General features: G+C 46.9%; 23 protein-coding genes and 1 pseudogene. 23 read left to right on the forward strand and 1 reads right to left on the reverse strand.

Annotation, left to right across the window (positions count from 1 at the left end):
- Positions 1-87 precede the first annotated feature (87 nt).
- The 9 genes and pseudogenes from B4F99_RS00515 to pulA all read left to right on the forward strand — a co-directional run bounded on the left by B4F99_RS00515 (position 88) and on the right by pulA (position 11,272).
- Complete coding sequence (locus tag B4F99_RS00515; protein ID WP_290754732.1) at positions 88-1,380, forward strand: nucleotide sugar dehydrogenase; 1,293 nt, start codon at positions 88-90, stop codon at positions 1,378-1,380.
- Entirely contained in the window at positions 1,377-2,177 is an 801-nt protein-coding gene (locus tag B4F99_RS00520) for an ABC transporter permease (protein WP_214854822.1), read from the forward strand. Before B4F99_RS00515 ends, B4F99_RS00520 begins: the two co-directional genes overlap by 4 nt.
- 11 nt (positions 2,178-2,188) lie before the next feature.
- Positions 2,189-2,929 (forward strand): annotated as a pseudogene (tagH, locus tag B4F99_RS00525) (teichoic acids export ABC transporter ATP-binding subunit TagH); the annotation flags it as partial.
- Between the two features lie 112 nt (positions 2,930-3,041).
- Entirely contained in the window at positions 3,042-4,142 is a 1,101-nt protein-coding gene (wecB, locus tag B4F99_RS00530) for a non-hydrolyzing UDP-N-acetylglucosamine 2-epimerase (protein WP_050678363.1), read from the forward strand.
- Positions 4,139-4,624 (forward strand): hypothetical protein, encoded by a 486-nt coding sequence (locus B4F99_RS00535; protein WP_050678364.1) that lies wholly within the window; start codon positions 4,139-4,141, stop codon positions 4,622-4,624. The genes wecB and B4F99_RS00535 overlap by 4 nt, the downstream gene beginning before the upstream one ends.
- Positions 4,614-6,002, forward strand: a complete 1,389-nt coding sequence (locus B4F99_RS00540; RefSeq protein WP_290754734.1) for an MBOAT family O-acyltransferase — start codon at positions 4,614-4,616, stop codon at positions 6,000-6,002. Before B4F99_RS00535 ends, B4F99_RS00540 begins: the two co-directional genes overlap by 11 nt.
- A 15-nt stretch (positions 6,003-6,017) precedes the next feature.
- Positions 6,018-7,193 carry a DHHW family protein gene (locus tag B4F99_RS00545; RefSeq protein ID WP_290754735.1) on the forward strand — a complete coding sequence of 392 codons (1,176 nt, stop codon included), beginning with the start codon at positions 6,018-6,020 and terminating at the stop codon, positions 7,191-7,193.
- Positions 7,194-7,206: 13 nt separating this feature from the next.
- Entirely contained in the window at positions 7,207-8,133 is a 927-nt protein-coding gene (locus B4F99_RS00550; protein WP_290754737.1) for an LCP family protein, read from the forward strand.
- Between the two features lie 226 nt (positions 8,134-8,359).
- Positions 8,360-11,272: a type I pullulanase gene (gene pulA / locus B4F99_RS00555; RefSeq protein WP_290754739.1), complete on the forward strand. Its 2,913-nt coding sequence runs from the start codon at positions 8,360-8,362 to the stop codon at positions 11,270-11,272.
- Positions 11,273-11,339: 67 nt separating this feature from the next.
- Here the strand turns inward: pulA and B4F99_RS00560 are convergent, their stop codons facing one another.
- Positions 11,340-12,593 (reverse strand): dicarboxylate/amino acid:cation symporter, encoded by a 1,254-nt coding sequence (locus tag B4F99_RS00560; protein WP_214854837.1) that lies wholly within the window; start codon positions 12,591-12,593, stop codon positions 11,340-11,342.
- 312 nt (positions 12,594-12,905) lie between these two features.
- Here B4F99_RS00560 and rpsU point away from each other — a divergent pair, with 312 nt between their 5' ends.
- From rpsU to glyS, 14 genes are all read left to right on the forward strand, one after another.
- A complete protein-coding gene (gene rpsU / locus B4F99_RS00565) occupies positions 12,906-13,079 on the forward strand; it encodes a 30S ribosomal protein S21 (protein WP_012369719.1) in 174 nt (57 codons plus the stop codon).
- A 21-nt stretch (positions 13,080-13,100) separates the two neighbouring features.
- Positions 13,101-13,547: a GatB/YqeY domain-containing protein gene (locus B4F99_RS00570; RefSeq protein WP_214854838.1), complete on the forward strand. Its 447-nt coding sequence runs from the start codon at positions 13,101-13,103 to the stop codon at positions 13,545-13,547.
- A gap of 181 nt (positions 13,548-13,728) precedes the next feature.
- A complete protein-coding gene (locus B4F99_RS00575; protein ID WP_214854839.1) occupies positions 13,729-14,238 on the forward strand; it encodes an NfeD family protein in 510 nt (169 codons plus the stop codon).
- Positions 14,235-15,218, forward strand: a complete 984-nt coding sequence (floA, locus tag B4F99_RS00580; RefSeq protein WP_023467489.1) for a flotillin-like protein FloA — start codon at positions 14,235-14,237, stop codon at positions 15,216-15,218. Before B4F99_RS00575 ends, floA begins: the two co-directional genes overlap by 4 nt.
- A gap of 13 nt (positions 15,219-15,231) precedes the next feature.
- Complete coding sequence (locus tag B4F99_RS00585) at positions 15,232-15,702, forward strand: MSCRAMM family adhesin SdrC (protein WP_214854840.1); 471 nt, start codon at positions 15,232-15,234, stop codon at positions 15,700-15,702.
- A gap of 171 nt (positions 15,703-15,873) precedes the next feature.
- Positions 15,874-16,836: a PhoH family protein gene (locus tag B4F99_RS00590; protein WP_023467492.1), complete on the forward strand. Its 963-nt coding sequence runs from the start codon at positions 15,874-15,876 to the stop codon at positions 16,834-16,836.
- Positions 16,837-16,872: 36 nt separating this feature from the next.
- The gene (locus B4F99_RS00595; RefSeq protein ID WP_214854841.1) at positions 16,873-18,930 is read left to right on the forward strand and encodes an HD family phosphohydrolase; all 2,058 of its coding nucleotides are present in this window, start codon (positions 16,873-16,875) and stop codon (positions 18,928-18,930) included.
- Positions 18,927-19,403 (forward strand): rRNA maturation RNase YbeY, encoded by a 477-nt coding sequence (gene ybeY, locus B4F99_RS00600; RefSeq protein WP_056060122.1) that lies wholly within the window; start codon positions 18,927-18,929, stop codon positions 19,401-19,403. The genes B4F99_RS00595 and ybeY overlap by 4 nt, the downstream gene beginning before the upstream one ends.
- On the forward strand, positions 19,400-19,750 hold the full coding sequence (locus B4F99_RS00605; protein WP_035409213.1) for a diacylglycerol kinase family protein: 351 nt from the start codon (positions 19,400-19,402) through the stop codon (positions 19,748-19,750). Before ybeY ends, B4F99_RS00605 begins: the two co-directional genes overlap by 4 nt.
- A 48-nt stretch (positions 19,751-19,798) precedes the next feature.
- Positions 19,799-20,197, forward strand: coding sequence for a cytidine deaminase (locus tag B4F99_RS00610; protein ID WP_023467498.1), 399 nt, complete (start codon positions 19,799-19,801; stop codon positions 20,195-20,197).
- Entirely contained in the window at positions 20,190-21,098 is a 909-nt protein-coding gene (gene era, locus B4F99_RS00615; RefSeq protein ID WP_023467500.1) for a GTPase Era, read from the forward strand. The genes B4F99_RS00610 and era overlap by 8 nt, the downstream gene beginning before the upstream one ends.
- Before the next feature lie 3 nt (positions 21,099-21,101).
- On the forward strand, positions 21,102-21,851 hold the full coding sequence (gene recO, locus B4F99_RS00620; RefSeq protein ID WP_290754745.1) for a DNA repair protein RecO: 750 nt from the start codon (positions 21,102-21,104) through the stop codon (positions 21,849-21,851).
- A 290-nt stretch (positions 21,852-22,141) separates the two neighbouring features.
- Positions 22,142-23,032, forward strand: coding sequence for a glycine--tRNA ligase subunit alpha (gene glyQ, locus B4F99_RS00625; protein ID WP_029341034.1), 891 nt, complete (start codon positions 22,142-22,144; stop codon positions 23,030-23,032).
- Entirely contained in the window at positions 23,025-25,085 is a 2,061-nt protein-coding gene (gene glyS / locus B4F99_RS00630) for a glycine--tRNA ligase subunit beta (protein WP_214854846.1), read from the forward strand. Before glyQ ends, glyS begins: the two co-directional genes overlap by 8 nt.
- Positions 25,086-25,098: the final 13 nt, after the last annotated feature.

Below are 25,098 nucleotides of genomic sequence, written 5' to 3' on the forward strand. Positions count from 1 at the left end.
CAAAGGAAATGTCGTTATGGTCTAGTTACAGCCAAGCCACAGATCGTTCGTTGGCTAGTATGACTAACTCGATGGAGGAATGACAAAATGAAACTTTGCACAATCGGACTAGGATATATTGGATTACCTTCTTCTGCGATGTTCGCGGATCATGGCACGGAAGTCGTAGGTGTCGACATCGATCCACAGATCGTCAATCTTCTGAATACGGGAACGATTCATATTGAGGAACCAGGACTCGAGGATGTCATCAAACGGGTCGTCGCGAACGGAAAATTCCGAGCGACACTTACGCCAGAACGGGCCGATGTTTTCTTAATCGCCGTTCCAACGCCGAACTTGAACGATACGTATAAATCATGTGATTTGAAATATGTCATTTCAGCGGTCAACAACATGCTGCCATTCCTTGAAAAAGGAAATGTCGTCATCGTCGAATCGACGATTGCGCCACGTACGATGGATGATCATGTCCGTCCCTTAATCGAAGCAGCTGGATTTACGATTGGTGAGGACATTTATGTCGTCCATTGCCCAGAGCGTGTGTTGCCAGGACAAATTTTACATGAACTTATCCATAATAACCGAATCGTCGGTGGATTGACGCCAGCGTGTGCGGAGGCAGGGGCTGCCGTCTATGAAACATTCGTTCAAGGTAAAATCGTCCGGACCGATGCAAAAACAGCCGAAATGTCGAAGTTGATGGAGAATACATTCCGCGATGTCAACATTGCGCTCGCAAATGAATTAACGCAAGTATGTCATCAACTAGAGATCAACGTCTTAGATGTGATCGAGATGGCGAACATGCATCCACGGGTAAACTTGCATCATCCGGGACCGGGAGTGGGTGGTCACTGTCTCGCAGTGGATCCGTACTTCATCGTCGCAAAAGCCCCATCGCTTGCTCGCATCATTCATACGGCACGACAAACGAACGTTCAGATGCCACAATTCGTTGCCGAACAAGCAGCTCGTCTCGTCGGTTCGCGTGTCCGTCCAAAAATCGCCGTCTTTGGTGTCACGTATAAAGGAAACGTCGACGACATGCGCGAGAGTCCAGCTGTCGAAGTCATTGAACAATTACTCGACCGTGGACTTGACGTCGCTGTCTGTGATCCGCACGTCGAACGCTCGATTTCGACACGTTTCGAACTCGTCGATGAGTTGGAGGCGATTCAAGGCGCCGACCTAGCGCTTGTCTTAGTCGACCACGATGAATTCAAACAATTCGATTCACGTCGTCTCGCAAACTACATGCGGACACCGTTACTCTTTGATACGAAAGGGATCGTCAAAGCGCTCGACGCTGTCAAAGTCCTGAACTTCGGTAATTTGCATACGCACCGCGTGACGGAAGTGGATGCGAAAGCGATATGAACGCGATACGAACGATTGGGGGAGAGTTGAAGGATCATCTATATCTGATCTTTCGGCTCTCGCTTTATGAAACAAAGAGTCAATATAGCATGCAATACCTTGGTTGGTTTTGGGAGATCATGACGCCACTTCTCCAAATCGGTGTCTACTGGGTCGTATTCGGCTTCGGGATTCGTGGTGGTCATCCAGTCGATGGAATTCCGTTCGTCTTTTGGCTCGTCAGCGGATTGATTGCTTGGTTCTTCATCGGTAGTACGATTCCAAGTGGTTCCCGGTCGATTTATGGTCGGGTCGCTCTCGTCTCGAAGATGCATTTTCCACTAAGTACGATTCCAGCGTATGTCATTTTGGCACAATTCTACCGTCATCTCGCGATGATTGCTTTGACGATCATTTTAGGGTGTGCCTTCGGTTACTTCCCGGGATGGCATACGTTTGAACTCCTATATATCGTACCGGCGGGCGTCGTATTCCTCTATGCGGTTTCCTTATTGTTATCCGCACTTGCGACGATGATTCGAGATGTGCAAAACATGGTGACATCTGCGATCCGCATGCTGATGTATTTAACGCCAATCATGTGGATTCCGCCAGATCACTCGTTATTTAAGATGTTGTTGATGCTAAACCCACTCGTTTATTTGATTGAGGGGTATCGTTCAGCACTCATCGGAACGGGCTATCTGCTCGATCATATGTGGTATGGCTTGTACTTCTGGTGTATGACGCTTGCAATCTTACTTGTTGGAGCATCGATTCACATTCGATTCCGACGCTATTTCATCGATTACGTATAGGAGGGAGAACGATGGGTCATGTCGTGTTTGAGAATGTATCGAAACGGTACATGCTCTATGCCCGACCGATCGACAAGCTAAAAGAAGTGTTGTTCGGTAAGGTGAATGGAAAATCGTTCTATGCTCTGAAGAACGTCTCCTTTTCTGTGGAAGAGGGAGAAATCGTCGGTATCGTTGGCATCAACGGAAGTGGGAAATCGACACTATCGCATCTGCTTGCTAACGTGACACCACCGACGTACGGTCGGGTCACATTGGGTGGAAAGTCAGCATTGATTGCCATCTCTAGTGGATTGAATAGTCAACTGACGGGGCGAGATAACATTGAATTAAAAGGGCTGATGATGGGCTTGACGAAACGACAAATCGAGACGATTACTCCAGAAATTTTAGAGTTCGCTGACATCGGGGAGTTCATCGATCAGCCAGTCAAGACTTACTCGAGCGGCATGCGCGCTCGGATTGGTTTTGCAATCTCGATTCATATTAATCCAGATATCTTGATCATCGACGAAGCACTCTCAGTCGGAGACCAAACGTTTACTGAAAAGTGCCTCGATAAGATGCGTGAATTCCGCGATCAAGGGAAAACGATTTTTTTCGTCAGTCATTCGCTCAGCCAGGTAAAGAGTTTCTGTACAAAAATCCTTTGGTTGGAATACGGGGAAGTACGTCTATTTGGTCCGACGAACGAAACGTTGGCTGAATACAATAAATATCTATATTGGTACAAACAGTTATCAAAAAAGCAAGCCTCCCATTACGTAGCTAAGAAACGAACGGAACGGATCGGTTCCGTGGATCAGCAAATGATGGGCGAGACGATTGAACAATCGTCATGAAATGAGATAGGGGATGAAGTAAATGAAACGTGTCATGCTTGTATTCGGAACACGACCAGAGGCGATCAAAATGGCGCCGGTCGTTAAAGCACTTGAAAATCGTCAGGACGTCGAACCAATCGTCGTTGTTACAGCACAGCACCGAGAGATGCTCGATCAGGTCCTTGAACTGTTCGAGATCACTCCGGACCATGACTTGGATTTGATGCGTCCGCGTCAGACGTTAGAGGAAATGACGGCGCGTATTTTAAACGCGATGCGTCGCGTCCTCGAAAAGGAACAGCCGGATCTCGTCCTTGTCCATGGGGATACGACGACGACGTTCGCTGCTTCTTTAGCGGCGTTCTATCAACAGATTCCAGTCGGTCATGTGGAAGCAGGATTAAGGACATATGAAAAGTATGCGCCGTTCCCAGAAGAGATGAATCGTCAATTGACAGGTGTGTTGGCGGATTATCATTTTGCACCGACTGAACAGGCAGCAATGAACTTACGTGCTGAGAACAAGCAGACGCCAATCATCGTAACCGGTAATACGGTCATCGATGCGTTGAAGACGACTGTATCACCGACATATACACATCCTGTCCTATCGCGCCTAGAGAAGTCGGGACGAAAACTCGTTCTTTTGACGGTTCATCGCCGTGAGAATCATTTACAACTGGCAACGATTTTTGATGCAATCGAGCGACTAGCGAATGAACATCCAGAAATCGAAATCGTCTATCCGGTTCATCCGAATCCGGTCGTACTAGAGGCGGCAGCTCGCTTGGAGCATCATCCGCGGATTCAATTGATCGAACCACTTGATGTATTTGACTTCCATAATCTTGCGGCTCGGGCATCCTTCATTCTGACTGACTCAGGTGGGATTCAAGAGGAAGCACCTTCGCTCGGCGTGCCTGTTCTTGTCTTACGGGAGACGACAGAACGTCCAGAGGGGGTCGAAGCTGGAACGTTGAAGCTCGTCGGGACGAACCCAGAGATGATTTATACGATGAGTCATCAATTGTTGACGGATCAGGTGTTCTATCAATCGATGGCGCAAGCCGCGAATCCTTATGGCGATGGACAGGCAGCAGAGCGAATCGTCGATGCCATCATGAGTGAGGTACCTGTATGAGTCAACGTATTCCTCCAGCGATTTATCAGTTCTTTCCATTCGGAACGCAGGAAAAAATCTTGCTTGAGGATGCTACAGATGGTATCTATTTTGATTTTCAAGAAGCGACGGCAGATGACAAATTGTACATTCAGTTGTTTGATCAAGGATTTCAACATCCGCCTTCAAAGTTATACCGGTCAGACGCCACGATTACAGGAGACATCATCGAGGTGACCTGTCATTTCGAAGTCGATGCACCATGTGTCGTTCAGTTATTCAAGATGCAATATGGACAGAAAAAACGAATGGGATCGGAAACGGAGACCGTCACATTGACGAATGAGACAGTCGTTCATGTACAGATGAAACGAGTACCAGGAGCGAAGTATTTCAAGGTGGCATGGAAGTTCTTGCAAGAGGGGAGCTTCCGAGTCCATCTCCGGGACATTCAGATTGTGCAACATGTCACGGCAGGGGAGGAAGCGACGTATGTTATTTAGTTCGACGATATTCTTATTTCTGTTCTTACCGACTGTATTGATCGTCTATTACCTACTCCCACGCAGCTTCCGAAATGGCTGGTTATTAGTGACGAGTCTATTCTTTTATGCATTCGGAGAACCGCGTTTTGCATTGCTGATGCTACTGAGCGTCACGATCAACTACTTCTTCGCCTTGTTTGTCGATCTGTATCGACACCGAATCGGCGTCAAGTGGATCATGTTCAGTATGATTGCAGTCAATCTGGGGTTACTCGGCTGGTTCAAGTACAGCGGATTTTTTGTTCGTTCAGTCAACGAGACATTCGGATTAGGAGGGTTCGTACCAGAAGTCGTCTTGCCACTCGGTATCTCGTTCTATACGTTTCATGCGATGAGTTATGTCATCGACATCTACAAAGGGAAGGAAGCGGTGCAAAAGAATCCGCTTGACCTCGCCCTTTATATCGCGTTCTTCCCTCAACTCGTCGCGGGTCCGATCGTTCGCTACAACACGATTGCGAGCCAAATCGAGTCACGAGAAGAGACAGTTTCCGATTTTGCCCGAGGAGTTCGGCGTTTTACGATTGGTTTAGCTAAAAAACTGATTCTTGCCAATGGATGTGGTCAAGTCGCGGATGCCATCTTCAATATGAAAGATCTCTCGATGGGGCTTGCTTGGATCGGCATCATTGCCTACGCCTTACAAATCTATTTTGATTTTTCAGGATACAGCGACATGGCGATTGGACTTGCTTTGATGTTCGGATTTCACTTTCTTGAGAATTTCAACTATCCCTACATTTCAAAGTCCGTTTCTGAATTTTGGCGTCGTTGGCATATTTCACTTGGATCGTGGTTCCGGGATTATGTCTACATCCCGCTTGGTGGAAATCGTGTCTCACCGTGGTTACAGTATCGTAACTTAGCAATTGTCTGGATGCTGACGGGTCTTTGGCATGGTGCTAGTTGGACGTTCGTCGCGTGGGGAGCCTATTACGGAATCTGGATCATGCTTGAGAAAGCATTTCTCGGGAAATGGTTGGAGAAAATGCCAGTCTTCTCGACCGTTTGGACACTCGTACTCGTTTTGGTCGGTTGGGTATTCTTCCGTTCCGAGACGTTCCCGGAAGCCGTTACGTACATTCAAGCAATGTTCGTACCAGATGTGATCTGGGATGAACGCGCGAGCTACCAGCTTGTCCAAAATGGTGTTCTACTGTTTGTCGCGTGTATCGCAGCGACACCGATTCCGAAAATCATCGGAGAGCGATTAGTCGTGTCACTCGGAAGAATTGGTACGACGATGCAGTATGGGTATGCGATGTTGATGCTGTTCCTTGCGACATCAGCACTTGTTGCAAGTACGTTTAACCCTTTCATCTATTTCCGCTTTTAAAAAGGAGGTCTACTGATGGCACAGCCACTTGAAACAAAAAATAAGCAGGAACAACAACGGACGACCTCTTTTGAACGGATCATGATGTGGGTGACGACGATTAGTTTTCTACTCATTTTGTTAACGATTGGGATCGGAACGCTCGTCCGAGAGGACCGTGTACGTTCACAGCTAGAAAATCGCACACTCGCTCAATCGGTCGATCCGACGATTGAAGGAATCGCGACTGGAAAAGACATGCTGAAGATGGAGACGTATTTCACGGACCAACTGCTTTTGCGAGGGACGTTCGTTGAGATGCAGGCGCTACTATCGAAGGATGTCTTCAGACAGCCTTTTCGTAATGGAATCTATACAGCTAAAAATGGCTATATGATCGAACCGAGTGCCTCGACTCAAGTCCAGATTCCAAACGTGTTTCGACAATTCGTTCAAGAACTTGATCGTCCTGTCTATATGGCACTAGCTCCATCGAAGACGGTCATTGCTGAGCGCGATCAGTTGATCCCATCGTATGTTGCTTCGAACGCGCGGACACGATACGCAGGAATGATTCGGGACTTCAAGGCTGCCGGGATGACGAATTTGTCACTTGATCAATTAAAACTAACGGACTACTTCAAGACGGACCATCACTGGAATATCGACGGGGCAGCATCGGCATATCAGACGATTACGAAGGGGATGGACTTACGACCAGTCATGCCATCAAAATCAAATCGTAAAGAAGGTGAGCATGCCTATTATGGTTCATTAGCGCGAAAGACGACGCTTGCGTATGCGACGTCTGGTGATCAGTTAGCCTATTATGAACCAGCATTTTTCAAAGGAATCAATGTCTGTTACGACGGTGCATGCGATCGCCCAGTCATTGATGAATCCTTCGTTCAGCAAGAGGGAGATTACGTCGATCGGTATGAAGTATTCTTGCGCGGGAATCATGGCATCATGTCGATGAAGGAGCAGACGAAGAATGATCGACCAACGATTCTCGTCTTAAAGGATTCATTCGCGAATCCAGTCTTACCGTTCCTTGCTAAAAGTGCCAATCTCGAAGTCGTCGACGTTCGTTACGTCCCAAAATCATTCGATGTGTCGCAGTTCGCTAAACAAAAACAAGTCGACTCCGTGCTGTTCCTGCATAACTCGAACATTGCTGGATTGATGAAGACGTATGAAAACACACTATGAAGGAGTTCATGACATGAGATCCCGAATGGCGAAAAGAAAACCACGCCTTGTTTGGCGCGTATTGAGTGCGCTCCTACTAGGGTTCGTTCTGATTGCTAGTACATCAGCTGGTTTAGCTTTTTTAAAAGTGAAGCAAACGGCAGACGCGTTTTTAACACCGTTAGATGGAGAGCGGCCGAAGCCACTCGAATCGATGAAGCCGGTCAATGTCTTGTTACTGGGCGTGGATGAACGGAAAAACGATAAGGGACGTGCCGATGCCATCATGCTTCTTTCATTCAATCCAAAAACAAGACAAGCGACTTCCCTGTCCATTCCAAGAGATATGCAGGTAACCGTGCCGTCTGGCGAAAAGACTAAAATCAATCATACCTATGCCTATGGGGGGGTGAAAGAGACAGTCGAGACGGTGGAGCAGACGTTTGAGACCGATATTCCTTATTATGCGAAAATCAACATGGATGGATTGATTGAGTTGGTCGATGCTGTTGGGGGTGTCACGGTCGACAATCCATCTGCCTTCAGTTGGAACGACCGTCGTCTTCAAAAGGAGTATGAGAAAGGGAAAATTCATCTGACGGGTCTTGAAGCGAGTGGTTACGCACGTATGCGAAAGCAAGATCCACTCGGCGATATGGGACGACAAATTCGTCAGCGTCAAGTGCTAGAAGCCGTCGGAATGAAGCTTGCTGGACCGCGGTTATTGACGCAACTCGAAAAGATTACGGACGTCATGAAAAACAACTTTACGACGAATATTGGACTCGATGTCGCAGCGCAACTAGCGCAGGAAAATCAGCGGGGGTTCGAACAATTGAAGCCGCTGAAAATCGAGGGAGAAGGATATATCGCAAGTGATGGTGTCTGGTATTTCTTTGCATCGGACGAATCAATGGAACAGACGAAGCAGACGATCGCTAAACTTCTCGCACGATCATAAGTCATAATTAGTATTACCATCAAATAAACAAGGTTGAGCGTCTCTAGCAAATGATTGTGGAGGCGCTTTTTCCTATCTTTCTCTTAAGTAACGCATCATTCTTTTTGAAAAAAGTGCTTGGTTCAAAAGTCTTATTTTCGATCAAATCGATGAAATAGGCTTTGACAGGACTTGTAAACGGATGCAAAATGAAAACGATTACATACCAAAAGGAGATGGCTATCGCATGAACCGCATAAGATCCGTTTGTATCGTTGCGCTAACGTTTGCACTAATATTTAGTGGACTGTCTTTATCCGGTCAAGCATTGGAAAAAGGAAAGTCTACATTGGTCATCATTCATTACAAGGAAGACCCGAACGCCACGAAGGATTGGAACTTGTGGTTATGGGCGAACGGTCCGGATTATTTTCCGAATAAAGCCCACGCTTTTAACGGTGAGGATACTTACGGCAAAGTGGCAACTTATGAATTTCCAGTCGATCAGCCGGAAAAAGTCGGCTTTATCGTCCGAGATGATAACTGGAACAAGGATGGAGGATCTGAGAACGACCGCTTCATCACGAAAGACATGATTAAAAACGGAGTTGCTGAAATCTGGATCGAATCGGGAAGCAAGGACATCTCGACGGTCAATCCGACTAATGGAGCAGACGTCGAAAAAATCGACACGAACATCCACTATTATCGGTATGACAATGATTATGATAAATACGGCGTCTGGTCTTGGCCGGAAGCGCAAGATGGCAAGCGTTTCGAGTTCGATCAGCAAGATGAGTTTGGTGCCATTGCCAAAGTAACGCTTGATAACCCAACGAAAGCACGTCTTGCAGGCGTCATTCCTCATCTTGAGGGCTGGTCGGAAAAAGACGGAGCCGATCGTTTCTTTTATGCAGGTGCGAAGGACATCTGGTTGATCGAAGGGGACCAGACAGTGTACTACAGTAAACCGGAAATTGATCGCACGCCAAAAATCACGAGCTTTTTGGCTGATGACTTCCGGACGATGACGCTTAAAACGAATACACCGATGACGGCAGAAGACTTAAAGGCATTTACGTTCGAAGGTGTGACGAATCCAGTCGTATCATCGATCGATGCCAAGACGGCGAAAGTCGAAGTCGCTTCTGATATCGATTTAGCAAAAGTCGTCCGCGTGACGCATCCTGTTTTTGGAGAAGCAGTTCTTGAAGCAGGGAAGGTACTGCGTTCGAAAGCATTCGATCAAAAGTATGCCTATGGTGGTAAGCTCGGCGTCGACTATCAGAAATCGAAGACGACATTCAAGGTCTGGGCGCCGACAGCGCAAGCCGTTGAACTTGAACTATATCGCTTACCGAAACAACAAGCTGCTACGACAGAGGATATCACGCGTGAAATCAAGATGGAACGAACGGAACGTGGTGTCTATCAAGTGACGGTCAAGGGTGACCTTGACGGTGTCGGTTACACGTATGAAGTCAAGCACGCAAAAGAATCGACGCGTGCGGTGGATCCATATGCGACAGCAGTCGCTGTCAATGGAGACCAAGGTGTCGTCGTCGACTTACGCGAGACGGATCCAAAACGTTGGACGAATGGGAAAATGCCACTTCGTCACGCAACAGACGCGATCATTTATGAATCACATGTCCGTGATCTATCGATGTTTGATGTGACGAACTCGGGTTACGATTCAGGTATCAAACAAAAAGGAAAATATCTTGGTGTCATCGAACCAGGTACTCGCTTGACGAAGAATGGTAAGAAAACAAAAACGAAGACAGGACTAGATCATCTGAAGGAACTTGGTATCACGCATGTCCAGTTCATTCCTGTTTATGATTTCAACACAGCGTCCGTCGATGAGACGAATCCGCTTAAATCATACAACTGGGGTTATGATCCGAAGAACTACAATGCACCAGAAGGATCGTATGCGACAAACCCCTATGATCCAAAAGTCCGAATCACAGAAATGAAGCAGATGATTCAAGGACTACATGACAATGGACTTCGTGCTGTCATGGACGTCGTTTACAACCACATGTTTGACGCAAAGGCATCAAACCTTGATAAAATCGTCCCTGGTTATTACTACCGTTATACAGAAGGCGGCGATTTAGCGAACGGAACTGGTGTTGGAAACGATACAGCATCTGAGCGTCAAATGATGCACAAATTGATCGTTGACTCTGTCTCATATTGGGCGAAAGAATACCACTGGGACGGATTCCGCTTTGACTTGATGGGCATTCACGACGTCAAGACGATGAATGCTGTCAAACAGGCGACAAAACGAATTGATCCGTCGATTCTTGTATTCGGAGAAGGGTGGAGCCTTGGAACACCGCTTCCGGAGATGGATAAGGCAAACCAAACGAATACAAAACAAATGCCAGGAATCGGACATTTCAACGACAACCTGCGCGATGCGCTTAAAGGTAGCGTCTTCATCGATTCAGATGCTGGTTTCATTAACGGAACAACGGGTCTTGAAACGCGCATCAAACGCGGAATCGTCGGAGAAATTGCTTATGACAAAGAGATTCAAGGATTTACGCAAGAACCAGATCAAGCCATCACGTACGTTGAAGCACATGACAACCATACGCTCTGGGATAAGTTGAACCTGACGAATCCGCAAGACAATGACGCAACGAAGACAAAGATGCATCGTTTGGCTTCAAGCATCTTGTTGACGTCACAAGGAACGACGTTCATCCATGCAGGACAGGACTTCATGCGGACGAAGGGCGGCGACCATAACTCATATAAATCACCGGATTCTGTCAACCAGCTCGATTGGAAACGGAAGATGGATCGTCAACAAGACGTCGATTATATGACCGGATTAATTGCATTGCGCAAGAAGAACCCTGCACTTCACTTAGCAACAGCGAAAGATATCCGTCGTTACTTGACGTTTGAAGCAGCACCGGCACAAGTCATTGCGTATCGACTAGATGACGACGCGCCACAACAGAAGAACGATTTATATGTCATTCACAATGCAAATCGAACGGTAGTTGACATGAAGCTACCGAAAGGGAAATGGAAGCTTCTCGTAGATGGTAAACAAGCAGGAACAAAAACGATCCGCACTGTTTCAGGTACGGTTCGTGTTGAGGGACTCAGCTCGTTCGTCTTAGCAAAATAATCAAACAAACGACAAAGGACGTTCCGCAGTTTGCGGAACGTCCTTTGTCGGAGTAAGAGACATACGATTACGCATAGCGTTCATCAGTTTCCTTACCTTCTTTGAGGTTATCTTCTTCTGATTTCGAGACGATGACGGCACATGCTGCGTCACCCGTGATATTGACGGCTGTACGCATCATATCCAGAAGACGATCGACACCGATGATCAAAGCGATCCCTTCGACGGGTAAATTGACCGACTGAAGAACCATCGTTAGCATGACGAGACCGACACCCGGAACACCAGCTGTTCCGACCGATGCGAGAACAGCTGTCAGAACGACCGTCGCAAGTTGCCCAGGTGTTAAATCAACCGCATAGACTTGCGCGATGAAAACAGTCGCAACTCCTTGCATGATTGCCGTCCCATCCATATTGATCGTCGCACCGAGTGGCTGAACGAAACTAGAGACGGAGCGTGGAACCTTCAGCTCTTTTTGAGCCGTTTGCATAGCGACAGGAAGTGTTGCGTTCGACGAAGACGTCGAGAAAGCAAACAACATGACAGGTGCGAATTTTCTAAAGAAGAAGAACGGATTCATCTTCCCAAGAAGTGAGACAGTCGAACCATATGTCAATACAGAATGAACGATCAAAGATAAAATGACGACACCCATATAAAGTCCCATCGCTTTTAAGGAATCAAAGCCTTGTGAACCGACTGCCGATGCAATCAAGGCGAACGCTCCGAGCGGCGCCATCTTCATGACGAGTGTGATCAAATATGTCATTAAATCGTTACCCTGTTCAATGAAAGTCCGTAACGTCGAGACCTTTTTACCGAGAAATGTGATCCCGAAACCGATAAAGACACTGAAGACGATGATTTGTAACATGTTGCCTTCTGCCATCGACGTGATCGGGTTCGTCGGGAACATACCGACGATTGTGTTGATTATGCTCGTATCTGGTAGATTTCCGTTATCATATTCAAGACCTTGCGTCTCGAAGTTACCGAATGTACCCGGTTTAATCAATAATGATAAACCGAGAGCGATGACGATCGCGACAGCTGTCGTCGTCATGAAGTAAATGATCGCTTTTCCACCGACACGACCCAGTTCTTTTGGATTACCGAGTCCCATGACACCAAGGGCGATTGAGAAGAAGACAATCGGTACGACGAGCATCTTAATCAAGTTCAGGAAGATTGTTCCGATTGGTTGTAAAGCATATTTATTCAATCCTTCATAGATCGACTTATCCGGTATGCTAGCCAGAATGATTCCGAGAACTACGCCGAGAATCAAGCCCCAGATGATGCGTTTTGCTTCTTTCATACGTGATGTCACACTCCTTTGTTTGATAATTGCCTATATTTTGACACATCATCACCCTTTTTGACAAAACATTTTAAAAAATGATGATAACGCTTACGAAAAAGTTTCTGGATTTTGATGCAGGAATGATCAGATTTTGTTGTCAAACGGATGCAAGCATGAGAGGATAGAAAAGAACAAAAAGGAACAGCGTAGGGTACAGAAAAGTCGCTTGAATCAACTGTTGACCAAATTGTATATTCCTACTATAATGTTGTATGACGTGTCTGACACGTTTCCTTTAGTCGGTAATATCGGAGGGAGGGAAAACTAGTGGAAACTCGTGTACGTAAAAATGAATCACTTGAAGACGCACTTCGTCGCTTCAAACGTGGTGTTTCAAAAGATGGTACGCTTGCAGAAGTTCGTAAACGTAAACACTACGAAAAGCCAAGTGTAAAACGTAAGCTTAAATCGGAGGCTGCGCGTAAGCGTAAGAAGTTCTAACGTTAGAGAGGGTGTATCCTCATGAGTCTTCAGGAGCGTTTGACAGCGGATATGAAAGATGCCATGCGTCTTCGTGAAAAAGATCGTCTTACGACGATTCGCATGGTGAAATCATCGCTGCAAAATGAAACGATCAAACTCGGTAAGCAAGAATTGACAGACGAGGAAGAATTAACGATTCTTTCACGTGAAATGAAGCAGCGCAACGACTCCCTCCGAGAATTCGAAAGCGCTGGTCGTCACGATCTCGTCGCGAAAATTCAAGCAGAGATTGTCGTGCTCGAAGCTTATATGCCAAAACAGCTTTCCGAGGAAGAAGTACAGGAAATCGTCGACGCAGCTATTGCGCAGACGGGTGCCTCTGCTCCTTCGGATATGGGGAAAGTAATGGGTATCGTCATGCCGCAGCTTAAAGGCAAGGCAGACGGTGCGTTAATTAATCGACTCGTCAAACAACGGCTCGCTTAATACATGAAAAAGGTGTCCTTCGGGGCACCTTTTTTGTCGTTCCTGTCACAATTAAAAGTTTCTTAATGAATTCAGAATAGTCATGAAACCTTTTTGTTTTGAAAGCGTATATAATTATAGTAACGAATCAAAGTGCAAAAGAAGCAGCTTCTGACACGAATGAAAAGGGGTGAACGTACGCATGACGTTTAGCTTAGGGATGATTTTGACGGTCTTCATGATCGGGGTCCTCATGTTACTGGTCGAAATATTCGTCACAGGGTTCGGAATCTTTGGCGTCCTTGGGATCGGTGCTGTCCTTGCTAGTCTGATCATGGCAGGTGCTACAGTTGGTCAAGTAGGCATAGCGGTTGGACTTGCTGTATTTCTATCACTTGCGGCCGGATACTGGGCATATCGCAGAATTAAATCGAATCAATCCTTATTATGGAGAGGTTTGATTTTGACAGATTCCACATCGTCTGAAAAAGGCTATCTTTCTCATCAAGACAAAGTGCAACTGTTAGGACAAGAAGGAGTCAGTCTGACACCTCTCCGTCCGTCAGGAACAATTGAAATCGACGGAAATCGAATCGATGCCGTTACGGAAGGGACCTTCATTCAAGCGGGGGAAACGATCGTCGTAAAAGAAGTGACGCACGGACGCGTCATTGTTAGAGTCCAACATACGAAGGAGGAGTCCCACACATGACACCTGAATTATTGACTGTATTACTCATATCCGGAGGAATCTTAATTTTCCTCGCCATCTTCTTCACGCTCGTTCCGATTCCACTTTGGATTAGCTCGCTCGCAGCGGGAGTGCGCGTATCGATCTTTACATTAGTTGGGATGCGTCTTCGTCGAGTAACACCGTCTAAGATTGTCAATCCGTTGATCAAGGCAGTTAAAGCGGGATTGAACTTGAATACGAACCAACTGGAAAGTCACTTCCTTGCTGGTGGTAACGTTGACCGCGTCGTCAATGCCTTGATTGCAGCACACCGTGCGAATATCGAGTTGAGCTTCGAACGCGCAGCGGCGATTGATCTTGCTGGTCGTAATGTTTTAGAAGCTGTTCAGATGTCGGTTAACCCGAAAGTCATCGAAACACCATTCATTGCCGGTGTGGCGATGAACGGGATTGAAGTGAAAGCGAAAGCCCGGATCACGGTACGTGCGAACATCGATCGTCTCGTCGGTGGTGCTGGGGAAGAAACGGTCATCGCACGTGTTGGTGAGGGTGTCATCTCAACAATTGGTTCGTGTAATGACCAAAAAGAAGTACTTGAGAATCCAGAGATGATCTCACGGACGGTTCTTGCAAAAGGACTCGATTCGGGTACGGCGTTCGAGATTCTCTCGATTGATATTGCAGATATTGATATCGGTAAGAATATCGGTGCGGTCCTTCAAACGGATCAAGCGGAAGCAGATAAGAACATTGCGCAAGCGAAAGCCGAAGAACGTCGCGCAATGGCGATCGCAAGTGAACAAGAGATGAAATCACGTGTTGAAGAGATGCGTGCGAAGGTTGTCGCTGCTGAAGCGGAAGTGCCGCTTGCTATCGCTGAAGCGATGCGTGACGGTAACTTTGGTGTCATGGATTATGCGAACTACTTGAACGTGACAGCAGATACGAAAATGCGCCAAGCAATCGGTGGGCAATCATCACCAAATGACTCACAATAAAGGGTGAGACGGTATGGATATCATATGGGTCGGATTGATGATCGCATTCGGTGTCATCTCCGTCATCTCAAAAGCAGCAGATAAAAAACCGAAGCAGACGAACCGAACTCCTTCAAAGGAGTTCGGTGAATATGTGAAGCAAATGACCGAACAGGTCGATACGATGCGACAAGAGACGCTACCTCCACCTGTCGTTCGTAAAAAAGCACCCGCGAAGAAACAACCGGGGGTAACGCAAACGAAAGCGCGACCAGTTCATGAACGAACGGAATTGCAACAACGTTTGGATCAACGTCAAAAGCAACATTCGAAAAAAGGGATGTCCTCATCGACGATTGGCGAAATCAAAGATAGCGTAGCAGATAGTGCCATTGGATCGTCTAGTCGTTCAGCATCAGCAACGACGATTTCACAAGATGAAATGCGACGTGCCATCGTTTGGAGTGAAGTTCTTGGTGCGCCTGTTTCCAAGCGCAAACGCTAATATTTGTCTAGTGAGTCGATCCTACGAGACGCGTAGGATCGACTCTTTTTATTTCCTAAAAGGTGGGAACGGGTTTTTCTTTCCATCTTTTCGGCGGAAGTGCTAAAGTGGAAGAGATTAGATATGAAGCGATGACAACTTGTTATCCATGACTAGGAGGCCATTCACAACGTGATATTCAACGAAAGAATCCCATTTGCATTTTCGAATTCAGAACAGATTCAAGCATTCGTCGGTCCGAATGATGCAGTCTTACGTACGATGGAAGCAGAACTTGACGTTCAGCTGACCCATCGAGGAGATGAGCTGTTGGCACAATCCGAACAGGAGCAGTCTGTGATCTTAGCAGGACAGGTCGTAGGCGTCTTGAAACAACTTGTGAATCGCGGAGCTGTTTTAACGGAACGTGACGCGACGAGCGCCATTCAACTCGCACGTCAAGATCGTGTGGATGAACTACTGGAACTTTACGATACGGTCATTCATACGAATCATAAAGGAAAACCACTTCGTGCAAAGACACTCGGTCAAGCACGTTACGTTCGCGGAATTGATCGCTGTGATTTGACATTCGGTATTGGACCAGCAGGGACCGGAAAAACATATCTCGCAGTCGTGATGGCAGCAAAAGCACTGAAGGAAGGTCACGTCAAACGACTCGTCCTGACGCGTCCGGCAGTAGAAGCAGGAGAAAATCTAGGATTTCTTCCAGGGGATCTTAAAGAAAAGGTCGATCCCTATCTACGTCCTCTGTACGATGCGCTACATGACGTCCTTGGTGTCGAGCATACGGCTCGTCTGCTTGAACGTGGTGTCATCGAAATCGCACCGCTTGCTTACATGCGAGGACGGACGCTTGAACATGCTTTTGTCATTCTCGATGAAGCGCAAAATACGACACGGGAACAAATGAAGATGTTCCTGACGCGTCTCGGATTCCATTCGAAGATGATCGTTACGGGCGATTTAACGCAAGTCGATCTTCCGCGTGGAAAAACGTCTGGTCTACAAGAAGCGTTACATTTGCTCGGCAATGTCAAAGGGATTCATTTTGAGCACTTTGGCTCAGCTGATGTCGTACGTCACCCACTTGTCCGAAAAATCGTTGATGCTTATAGTCAGGATTTGACCTAAGCCGTTACGGAAATAGAGGAAAAAGGGGGAGATGATATGCGCAAGGTTGGGGTCTGGGTCGGTCTTTTGACAGTAATATTCTATCTCATCGTATCGACGATGATGTATGTCAGCGTTCGACCAGAAGCCTTGTCCGCAGAACCATTCTCAATTGCAGAAGAAGATATCCGGTCACCCTTGACGATGGAGGACCGGGTCGCAACAAATCAAATCAAGGAAAATTCGGTTGCTGCAATCGAGAGTCAGTATACGATCAAACAAGAGTATGCAGCACAGCAAATTGATAAAGTAGAACAACTTTTTGCTAGTTTATCCGGTATTAAAAAAGCAAATGAGATCGGTAAAATCAAACAGCGTCTGCGTGGAACGGAGGCGGCGACACTGTTGAAGGATGATGAGTTACGCTTGCTTGTGACGTCGACGACAGCACTTCGGAATACGACACGTGACGTCGTCATTACAGCGATTGAAGAAGCGATGCGTCAACGTATCTCGTCCGATGGTGGTGAAGTAGCAGAAGCACGTGAGAATGCGCGGACTGATATCGAACGTTCGCCGCTCTCCTTCTCATTAAAAGCAGTCGCTAAAGCGCTGACCGATCAACTGATCGTGACGAATTACGTCTATGATCCGGAAAAGACGGAACAGCTTCGTAAGCAGACGAGTGATAAAGTCGAACCGGTCATCATTTCAGAAGGTGAAGTGATCGTCAAACGAGGCGAAGTGATTTCGCAAGATGCTTACCGCCAGCTACAACTCGTCGGCTTGATTTCTGACCGTCAGTCGTTGAAACCGTTACTTGGAGCGATGCTTGTCAGTGCATTGATGACTGCTTTCCTATTCGGCTTCATTCATCGCTCGAAACTACGGTATGCACAGATGGGGCGGATCCGGTTGTTTGGGCTTGTCTACCTCGTCGTCAGCTTACAATTGCTTGTCATGTATGGCATGGCCTTTTTAGCAGACGACATCAATCCTGCACTTTACTTACTCACACCGACCGCTTTTGCTGCGCTTGTCCTGCGCAATTTATTGAACGAACGGATTGCATTATCGAGTTCTCTTTTTACGGCGCTTGCTGGAACGTTCTTCTATAGTACGAATCAAAACTTCAGCTTCAATATCGCGATCTATTTGTTAGTCGGTAGTTTAGTCGCAACGTTTTTCCTACAGTCTAGTTTGTCACGTCGTCGTATTTTCATGAGCAGTATTTCGATTGCCGGAGCAAACATCGCGATTTTCTTTGCATTCGTTCTATTACGTAGTGGCACATTCGAATTACGTGAAACATTGACTTTAGTCGGTTTTGCGATTGCTAGTGGGATCTTGAGTGCCATTCTTGCGATTGGGTTATTGCCGTTCCTCGAAATGACATTTGGTATCTTAGCACCGACGCGTCTGCTCGAACTGTTGAACCCGACGCATCCCTTGTTGAAGAAACTCTTGGTCGAAGCGCCAGGAACGTATCATCATAGCATGATGGTCGCGAACCTAGCAGAAACAGCCTGTGAAGCAATCGGTGCAGATGGGTTGCTTGCGCGAGTCGGTGCCTACTATCACGATTTAGGAAAAACACGACGACCACTTTATTTCATTGAAAACCAGCATGGACGCAATCCGCATGATCGATTGACGCCGGAAGAGTCGGCACGTGTCATCTTGGCACATACAGAGGATGGTGTTGAATTGCTCGAAAAAGCAAAACTCCCGGCAGCGATCATCGATATTTGTCGCCAGCATCATGGAACATCGTTGCTCCGATATTTTTATGTCAAGGCAGCAGAACAAGGTGAAGTCGATGAGGATACGTTCCGTTATACAGGACCTAAACCACAAACGCGTGAAGCGGCAGTCATCATGATCGTCGACTCGATTGAAGCGGCTGTTCGTTCAATGAAAGCTCCTTCGGAAGAAGGAATTCGGGACCTAGTCGCGAAAATCATTCGTGAAAAGATGATGGACGACCAATTTGCGGAATGTGACATCACGACACGTGAGATTTATCGCGTCGGTGAAAGTGCGTGTCATACCTTATCCGGTTTGTTCCATGAACGAATCGAGTATCCAGAATTAAAGAAAGAGGCAACGAAATGAACATTTATATGACAGACGAAAATAATCGTCTAACGGAAGAACAACGACAGCTTGTCGAATCGATTTTGATTTACACGGCGGAACAAGAAGAAGTCGATCCGAACAGTGAGTTGTCCGTGACTTTCGTCTCAAACGATGAGATTCAAGAGATTAATCGTGAATGGCGTGGGAAAGATCAGGCGACAGACGTCATTTCCTTCGCGATGGAAGAACTCGGAGAAGATGAAATCGATTTTGGATTATTGGAAGATGAACCAGTCGTCCTCGGTGATTTGATCATTTCCGTGGAACGATGTCGCGAACAGGCGGCTGAATATGGCAATCATTTCGAGCGTGAACTCGGTTTTCTCGCCGTCCATGGTTTCCTCCACTTACTCGGATATGATCACATTGAAAAGGCAGATGAGGAAATCATGACGAAGCGACAGGAGGAAATCCTGCATCACTTCGAGTTATTCCGGGGCACGTTGTGAAAAGCTGGTGGCAACCATTTCGACATGCGATGCATGGGTTGCGCCAATCGATTCGAGAAGAACGGCATATGAAAGTTCATGTCATCATTGGCGGCATCGTATTACTTGTCGCCTTTTTATTACCGTTGACATCTGTCGAGCGAGCGATTCTTTTTCTGACGGTCGGGATCGTCATAAGTGCCGAGATGTTCAATACAGCGTTTGAGCGCGTCGTGGATCTCGTGACGCAGGAGTGGCATCCACTGGCAAAAGCAGTCAAAGATATCGCGAGTGGTGCTGTTTTAGTGTTGGCGCTTACATCTGTTGCGATTGCGCTATGCATCTTCATCCCATATTTGGTACAATAAGAATCCGGCCTTTTTGGCCAATACCGTTCCTAAAAAGGGGATACTCACATGAAAACAGAACAATTACTCGAACAAGCTAAACGTGCACGCGAAAAAGCGTATGTTCCATATTCAAAATTCCAAGTCGGTGCTGCTCTCTTGACGAAAGACGGACAAGTCTTCCATGGCTGCAATATTGAAAACGCAGCGTATGGTCTTTGTAACTGTGCAGAACGGACAGCTATCTTCTCTGCGTGGGCACAAGATGCGCGCGAGTATGCAGCGATGGCTGTCGTTGCGGACACAGAAGGACCGGTCGCACCGTGCGGACAATGCCGCCAAGTGTTATCAGAGATGTGTGATGCGGATATGCCAATCTATTTGACAAACCTTAAAGGGGATGTCACAGAAACAACAGTGGGCGCCCTCTTACCGGGAGCATTCACGAAAGGAGATTTACATGTTTAAAGAAGGATTCAAATCGGGCTTTGTCTCGATCATCGGACGCCCGAACGTCGGAAAATCGACATTCCTCAACCGTGTCATCGGACAAAAAATTGCCATCATGTCTGATAAACCACAAACGACGCGTAATAAGATTCAAGGTGTCTATACGACAGAAGATGTTCAGACGATTTTCATCGATACACCTGGGATCCATAAACCAAAACATAAACTCGGCGATTTCATGATGAAGGTCGCGACGAACGCATTGCGTGAAGTCGATGCGATCTTGTTCATGGTCAACGTGACGGAACCAAAAGGAAAAGGTGACGACTTCATTATTGAAAAATTGAAGGAACTCGATACACCAATCATTCTCGTCATGAATAAAGTCGATTTGATTCATCCGAATGATATTCCACCGATCATCGAGTCGTACAAAAATGAACTCGAGTTCGCGGCAGTCGTTCCGATTTCGGCGCTACAAGGGAATAATGTCGGACCGTTACTTGAAGAAATCGCAAAAATTCTACCAGAAGGACCGATGTATTATCCAGCGGATCAAGTCACTGACCACCCAGAACGCTTCATCATCTCAGAGATGATTCGTGAAAAAGTCTTGCAAAAGACACGCGATGAAGTACCACACTCGATTGCCGTCGCGATTGATCAAATCAAGACACGTGAGAATGGAAACATGGTGGATGTCCATGCGACGATCTTGATCGAGCGCGATTCCCAAAAAGGAATCATCATCGGTAAACGCGGAGCACTTCTAAAAGAAATCGGCTCTGAAGCACGAACGGACATTGAGATGTTACTCGGGACGAAAGTTTACCTGAACTTGTGGGTCAAAGTCCAAAAGGATTGGCGCAACAAGGCCGGTCAATTGCGTGAACTCGGCTTCCGCGATGATGAGTATTAAGCGATGATCGATAAGGCGGAAGGGCTTGTATTACGAACGGTCGTATATGGTGAATCGAATAAGATTGTCACGCTACTGACACGTGAATACGGCAAGCTCGCCGTCATGGCGCGAGGAGCGAAGAAGCCGGGTAGCCGTTTTAACGCGGCTAGTCAGCCTTTCGTCCGAGCTGTCTATGTCTATCCACGTTCACGGGGTCTCGGTCAGTTAAAATCAGCAGACGTCATTACAAGTCATGCGCATATTCGGCAAGATGTCGTGTTGATGGCTTATGCGATGTATCTATTGGAGCTTGCGGATAAAGCGCTTGATGAACGGGTGCCGCAACCGGCGCTTTACGATTTATTCGTCGAAGGACTAGAGGCGATGGATGAAGGACTAGATCCTGACGTCGTCTCTTTCATCATCGAATTGCGTCTGTTGCGTCATCTAGGCATTGCTCCACATTTGAATGGCTGTACGATTTGCGGGAGTGCTGAAGCACCATTCGCTTTTTCGTTACATCATGGCGGTCTACTCTGTCGCCGGCATCGCCATGAGGATGAACATGCTGTCTATATGTCAGAGGCAGTTGCGAAGATGCTCTATGTGTTTTCCGTATATGATTTCTCACGAATTGGTACCGTGACGGTGAAGCCAGAAACGAAGCGTCTATTGCGTCAAATCATGGATGCTTATATGGAACGCTACAGCGGATTACGTCTGCGTTCAAAACGTGTCCTCGACCAGTTGATTGATTTCGGCAATGATTGACAGCAACAAGCGGGTTCGGTAGAATGAATGCGGAAGAAGTAACTAAATGAACACGATGACGAAAAGGAGTACCGTCTTTTTTCTCAATCAAGCGATTCCAGGGTGGTGTGAGCTGGGAGTGAGAGGGGCGCGAACGGCGTTTCGGAGTGTTTTTTTGTCAAAAAGAGTGGCATGCGATGCATGCAAGTAGGGTGGAACCGCGGGCTCGTCTCGTCCCTATGTGCAACGATTGTTGTACATAGGGGCGTTTTTTGCGTTCCTTAATCATTTCGGAGGTGAAAGTCGTGAAGATGACAGTACAAGACATGATCTTGACATTACAAAAATTTTGGGCAGAACAAGGCTGCTTGACGATGCAAGCATACGACGTAGAAAAAGGAGCCGGTACGATGAATCCGATGACGTTTTTACGGAGTCTCGGACCGGAACCGTGGAACGTTTGTTATACAGAACCATCACGCCGTCCGGCTGACGGTCGTTATGGAGAAAACCCGAACCGTCTGTATCAACACCATCAATTCCAAGTCATCATGAAACCATCACCTGACAACATTCAGGAACTGTACTTACAAAGTCTCGAGTTGCTCGGGATCAATCCACTCGAACATGACATCCGTTTCGTAGAGGATAACTGGGAGAACCCAACGTTCGGTGCTGCTGGTCTCGGCTGGGAAGTATGGCTAAATGGAATGGAAATTACACAATTCACGTACTTCCAACAAGTCGGTGGAATCGAGTGTAATCCGATTGCAGTAGAGATCACTTACGGAATCGAGCGTCTCGCTTCTTACATCCAAGATGTCGAGAGCGTCTTTGATCTCGTTTGGACAGATGGTTTCAAATACGGTGATATCTTCTATCAACCGGAATTCGAACATTCGAAGTATACATTTGAAACATCAGATGTCGCTTTACTCTTTACGTTATTCGATCAATATGAAAAAGAAGCGAATCGTGCCTTGGATGAGAACCTCGTTTTCCCAGCGTATGATTACATCTTGAAATGTTCGCATACCTTTAACCTTCTCGACGCGAAGGGCGCGATTTCCGTCACGGAACGCACAGGGTTCATCCATCGTGTACGGAACATGTCGCGTCGTTGTGCGCAAAGTTTCATCGAAGAACGGGAACGTCTTGGCTTCCCATTGATCAAGTCGAAAGCAGGTGAGTCACATGCATGAATTATTACTTGAAATCGGTTTAGAAGAAATGCCGGCTCGATTCGTCCTTCAATCCGAAACACAACTCAAGGAACGCGTGACGCGTTTCCTTGAAGAAGCACGGATTGAGTTCACAAGCGTCGAATCCTTCTCGACACCACGCCGTCTTGCAGTATATGTCAAGGGTCTCGCAGCACGTCAAAGCGACCTCGAAGAGACATTAAAAGGACCCGCAAAACGAATCGCAATGGATGAAGACGGTAACTGGACGAAAGCAGCCGAAGGATTCGCGCGTGGTAAAGGGTTAACGACGGACGATCTCTTCCTTGGAGAAGAAAAAGGAGTCGAATACCTTTATGCGACACGTAAGGAAGTCGGACAAGCGACAGCTGATTTACTTCCTGGACTAAAACAAGTCGTCGAAGCGATGACATTCCCGAAAAACATGCGTTGGAGCACACAATCGTTACGTTATATGCGTCCAATTCGTTGGTTGATTGCCCTGCTTGACGATCAAGTCATCCCGTTTGAAGTCGCATCCGTCGAAACAGGTCGGACATCGCGTGGACATCGTTTCCTCGGGCAGGACATCACGATCCTACGTCCGAATGCCTATGTCGAAGCGCTCGCAGGAGAAAATGTCATCGTCAGTTACGAAGCACGTCGTCAATTGATCGAAGAACAAATCGCGGCGCTTGCGGCACGCGAACAATTCGAAGTGCCGATCGATGCGTCTTTACTTGAAGAAGTCACGAACCTCGTCGAGTATCCAACAGCCTTGTTCGGTGCATTTGATGAAGCGTATCTTGAGTTACCGGAAGAAGTCTTGATCACGACGATGAAGGAACACCAACGTTACTTCCCGGTCAAACGTGACGGGGCGTTGCTCCATTATTTCGTGACGGTACGAAACGGAAACGCAACACATCTTGAAAACGTCGCACGCGGAAACGAAAAAGTCATCCGTGCCCGTTTAGCAGATGCGCAGTTCTTCTATGAAGAAGATAAAAAAGCAGATATCGATGAACAGGCGAAACGTCTTGATAAAATCGTCTTCCATGAAAAATTAGGAACGACAGGCGAAAAAGTCCGTCGCGTCCGTCAGATGGCACTCGCACTTGCAGATCGTGTCGGTGCAGACAAAACACGTGTCGAACGTGCAGGACAGATCTATAAATTCGACCTCGTCAGTCAAATGGTCTATGAATTCACGGAATTACAAGGTCTGATGGGTGAACGTTATGCGAACATGAAAAACGAGGATCCGGAAGTCGCTGCTGCGATTCGCGAACATTACATGCCACGCTTCGCGGGTGATGCAAGTCCGGAGACACCGACAGGGACACTCTACGCGATCCTTGATAAGATGGACAGCGTCGCTGGATTCTTTGGTGTCGGTATGATTCCGAGTGGATCAGCGGATCCGTATGCATTGCGTCGTCAAGCACAAGGGATTGTTCAGATTTTATCAGATCGAAAGTTGAATCTGACATTGACTGAATTGATTGCCTTCGTCGTTTCAGAACAGGTGGCAGCAGGTCTTTATACGAAGGATGCCGAAGAAGTACAAGCCGCATTACAAGATTTCTTTGCGCAACGTTTGAAGTACCGTCTATCGGAAATGGACTTCCGTCATGATGTCGTCGAAGCCGCTCTTGACCATATGTTGACAGTCGAAGCGAATGAAAAGCGTGCTGCCATGCTCGAAGAGGCGACGAAAAAAGAATCGTTCAAGAAAACGGTCGAACAATTAAGCCGTGTCTTGAACATCTCGAAAAAAGCAGAAAGTGTCACAACTGTTAATCCAGCGCTCTTTGAAAATGATGCGGAACGCGAATTGCATGAGGCGATTGAGAAAGCCTTACCAGAGGTCGATCAAGCTATCGCGTCACTTGATTATGCACGTGCACTTGAGGCACTTGAGGCAACCGTTCCGTCGATCACAGCCTACTTTGACGGTACGATGATCATGACGGATGACGAAACGGTCCGTACGAACCGTCTTAGCGAAATGAAACGATTTGCAGAAGCTATCGAATCAGTCGCTCGGTTCAATGCACTCACTTTAGCGTAAAGAAAAAGGACGG

Source organism: Exiguobacterium sp. UBA3491 (assembly GCF_002377745.1).
Classification (GTDB): Bacteria; Bacillota; Bacilli; order Exiguobacteriales; family Exiguobacteriaceae; genus Exiguobacterium_A.

Bases quoted from the DNA above. Each gene is read 5' to 3' on its own strand.
- B4F99_RS00515 (WP_290754732.1), top strand. From the start codon at position 88: ATGAAACTTTGCACAATCGGACTAGGATATATTGGATTACCTTCTTCT.
- B4F99_RS00520 (WP_214854822.1), top strand. From the start codon at position 1,377: ATGAACGCGATACGAACGATTGGGGGAGAGTTGAAGGATCATCTATAT.
- wecB (WP_050678363.1), top strand. From the start codon at position 3,042: ATGAAACGTGTCATGCTTGTATTCGGAACACGACCAGAGGCGATCAAA.
- B4F99_RS00535 (WP_050678364.1), top strand. From the start codon at position 4,139: ATGAGTCAACGTATTCCTCCAGCGATTTATCAGTTCTTTCCATTCGGA.
- B4F99_RS00540 (WP_290754734.1), top strand. From the start codon at position 4,614: ATGTTATTTAGTTCGACGATATTCTTATTTCTGTTCTTACCGACTGTA.
- B4F99_RS00545 (WP_290754735.1), top strand. From the start codon at position 6,018: ATGGCACAGCCACTTGAAACAAAAAATAAGCAGGAACAACAACGGACG.
- B4F99_RS00550 (WP_290754737.1), top strand. From the start codon at position 7,207: ATGAGATCCCGAATGGCGAAAAGAAAACCACGCCTTGTTTGGCGCGTA.
- pulA (WP_290754739.1), top strand. From the start codon at position 8,360: ATGAACCGCATAAGATCCGTTTGTATCGTTGCGCTAACGTTTGCACTA.
- B4F99_RS00560 (WP_214854837.1), bottom strand. From the start codon at position 12,593: ATGAAAGAAGCAAAACGCATCATCTGGGGCTTGATTCTCGGCGTAGTT.
- B4F99_RS00570 (WP_214854838.1), top strand. From the start codon at position 13,101: ATGAGTCTTCAGGAGCGTTTGACAGCGGATATGAAAGATGCCATGCGT.
- B4F99_RS00575 (WP_214854839.1), top strand. From the start codon at position 13,729: ATGACGTTTAGCTTAGGGATGATTTTGACGGTCTTCATGATCGGGGTC.
- floA (WP_023467489.1), top strand. From the start codon at position 14,235: ATGACACCTGAATTATTGACTGTATTACTCATATCCGGAGGAATCTTA.
- B4F99_RS00585 (WP_214854840.1), top strand. From the start codon at position 15,232: ATGGATATCATATGGGTCGGATTGATGATCGCATTCGGTGTCATCTCC.
- B4F99_RS00595 (WP_214854841.1), top strand. From the start codon at position 16,873: ATGCGCAAGGTTGGGGTCTGGGTCGGTCTTTTGACAGTAATATTCTAT.
- ybeY (WP_056060122.1), top strand. From the start codon at position 18,927: ATGAACATTTATATGACAGACGAAAATAATCGTCTAACGGAAGAACAA.
- B4F99_RS00610 (WP_023467498.1), top strand. From the start codon at position 19,799: ATGAAAACAGAACAATTACTCGAACAAGCTAAACGTGCACGCGAAAAA.
- era (WP_023467500.1), top strand. From the start codon at position 20,190: ATGTTTAAAGAAGGATTCAAATCGGGCTTTGTCTCGATCATCGGACGC.
- recO (WP_290754745.1), top strand. From the start codon at position 21,102: ATGATCGATAAGGCGGAAGGGCTTGTATTACGAACGGTCGTATATGGT.
- glyQ (WP_029341034.1), top strand. From the start codon at position 22,142: ATGACAGTACAAGACATGATCTTGACATTACAAAAATTTTGGGCAGAA.
- glyS (WP_214854846.1), top strand. From the start codon at position 23,025: ATGCATGAATTATTACTTGAAATCGGTTTAGAAGAAATGCCGGCTCGA.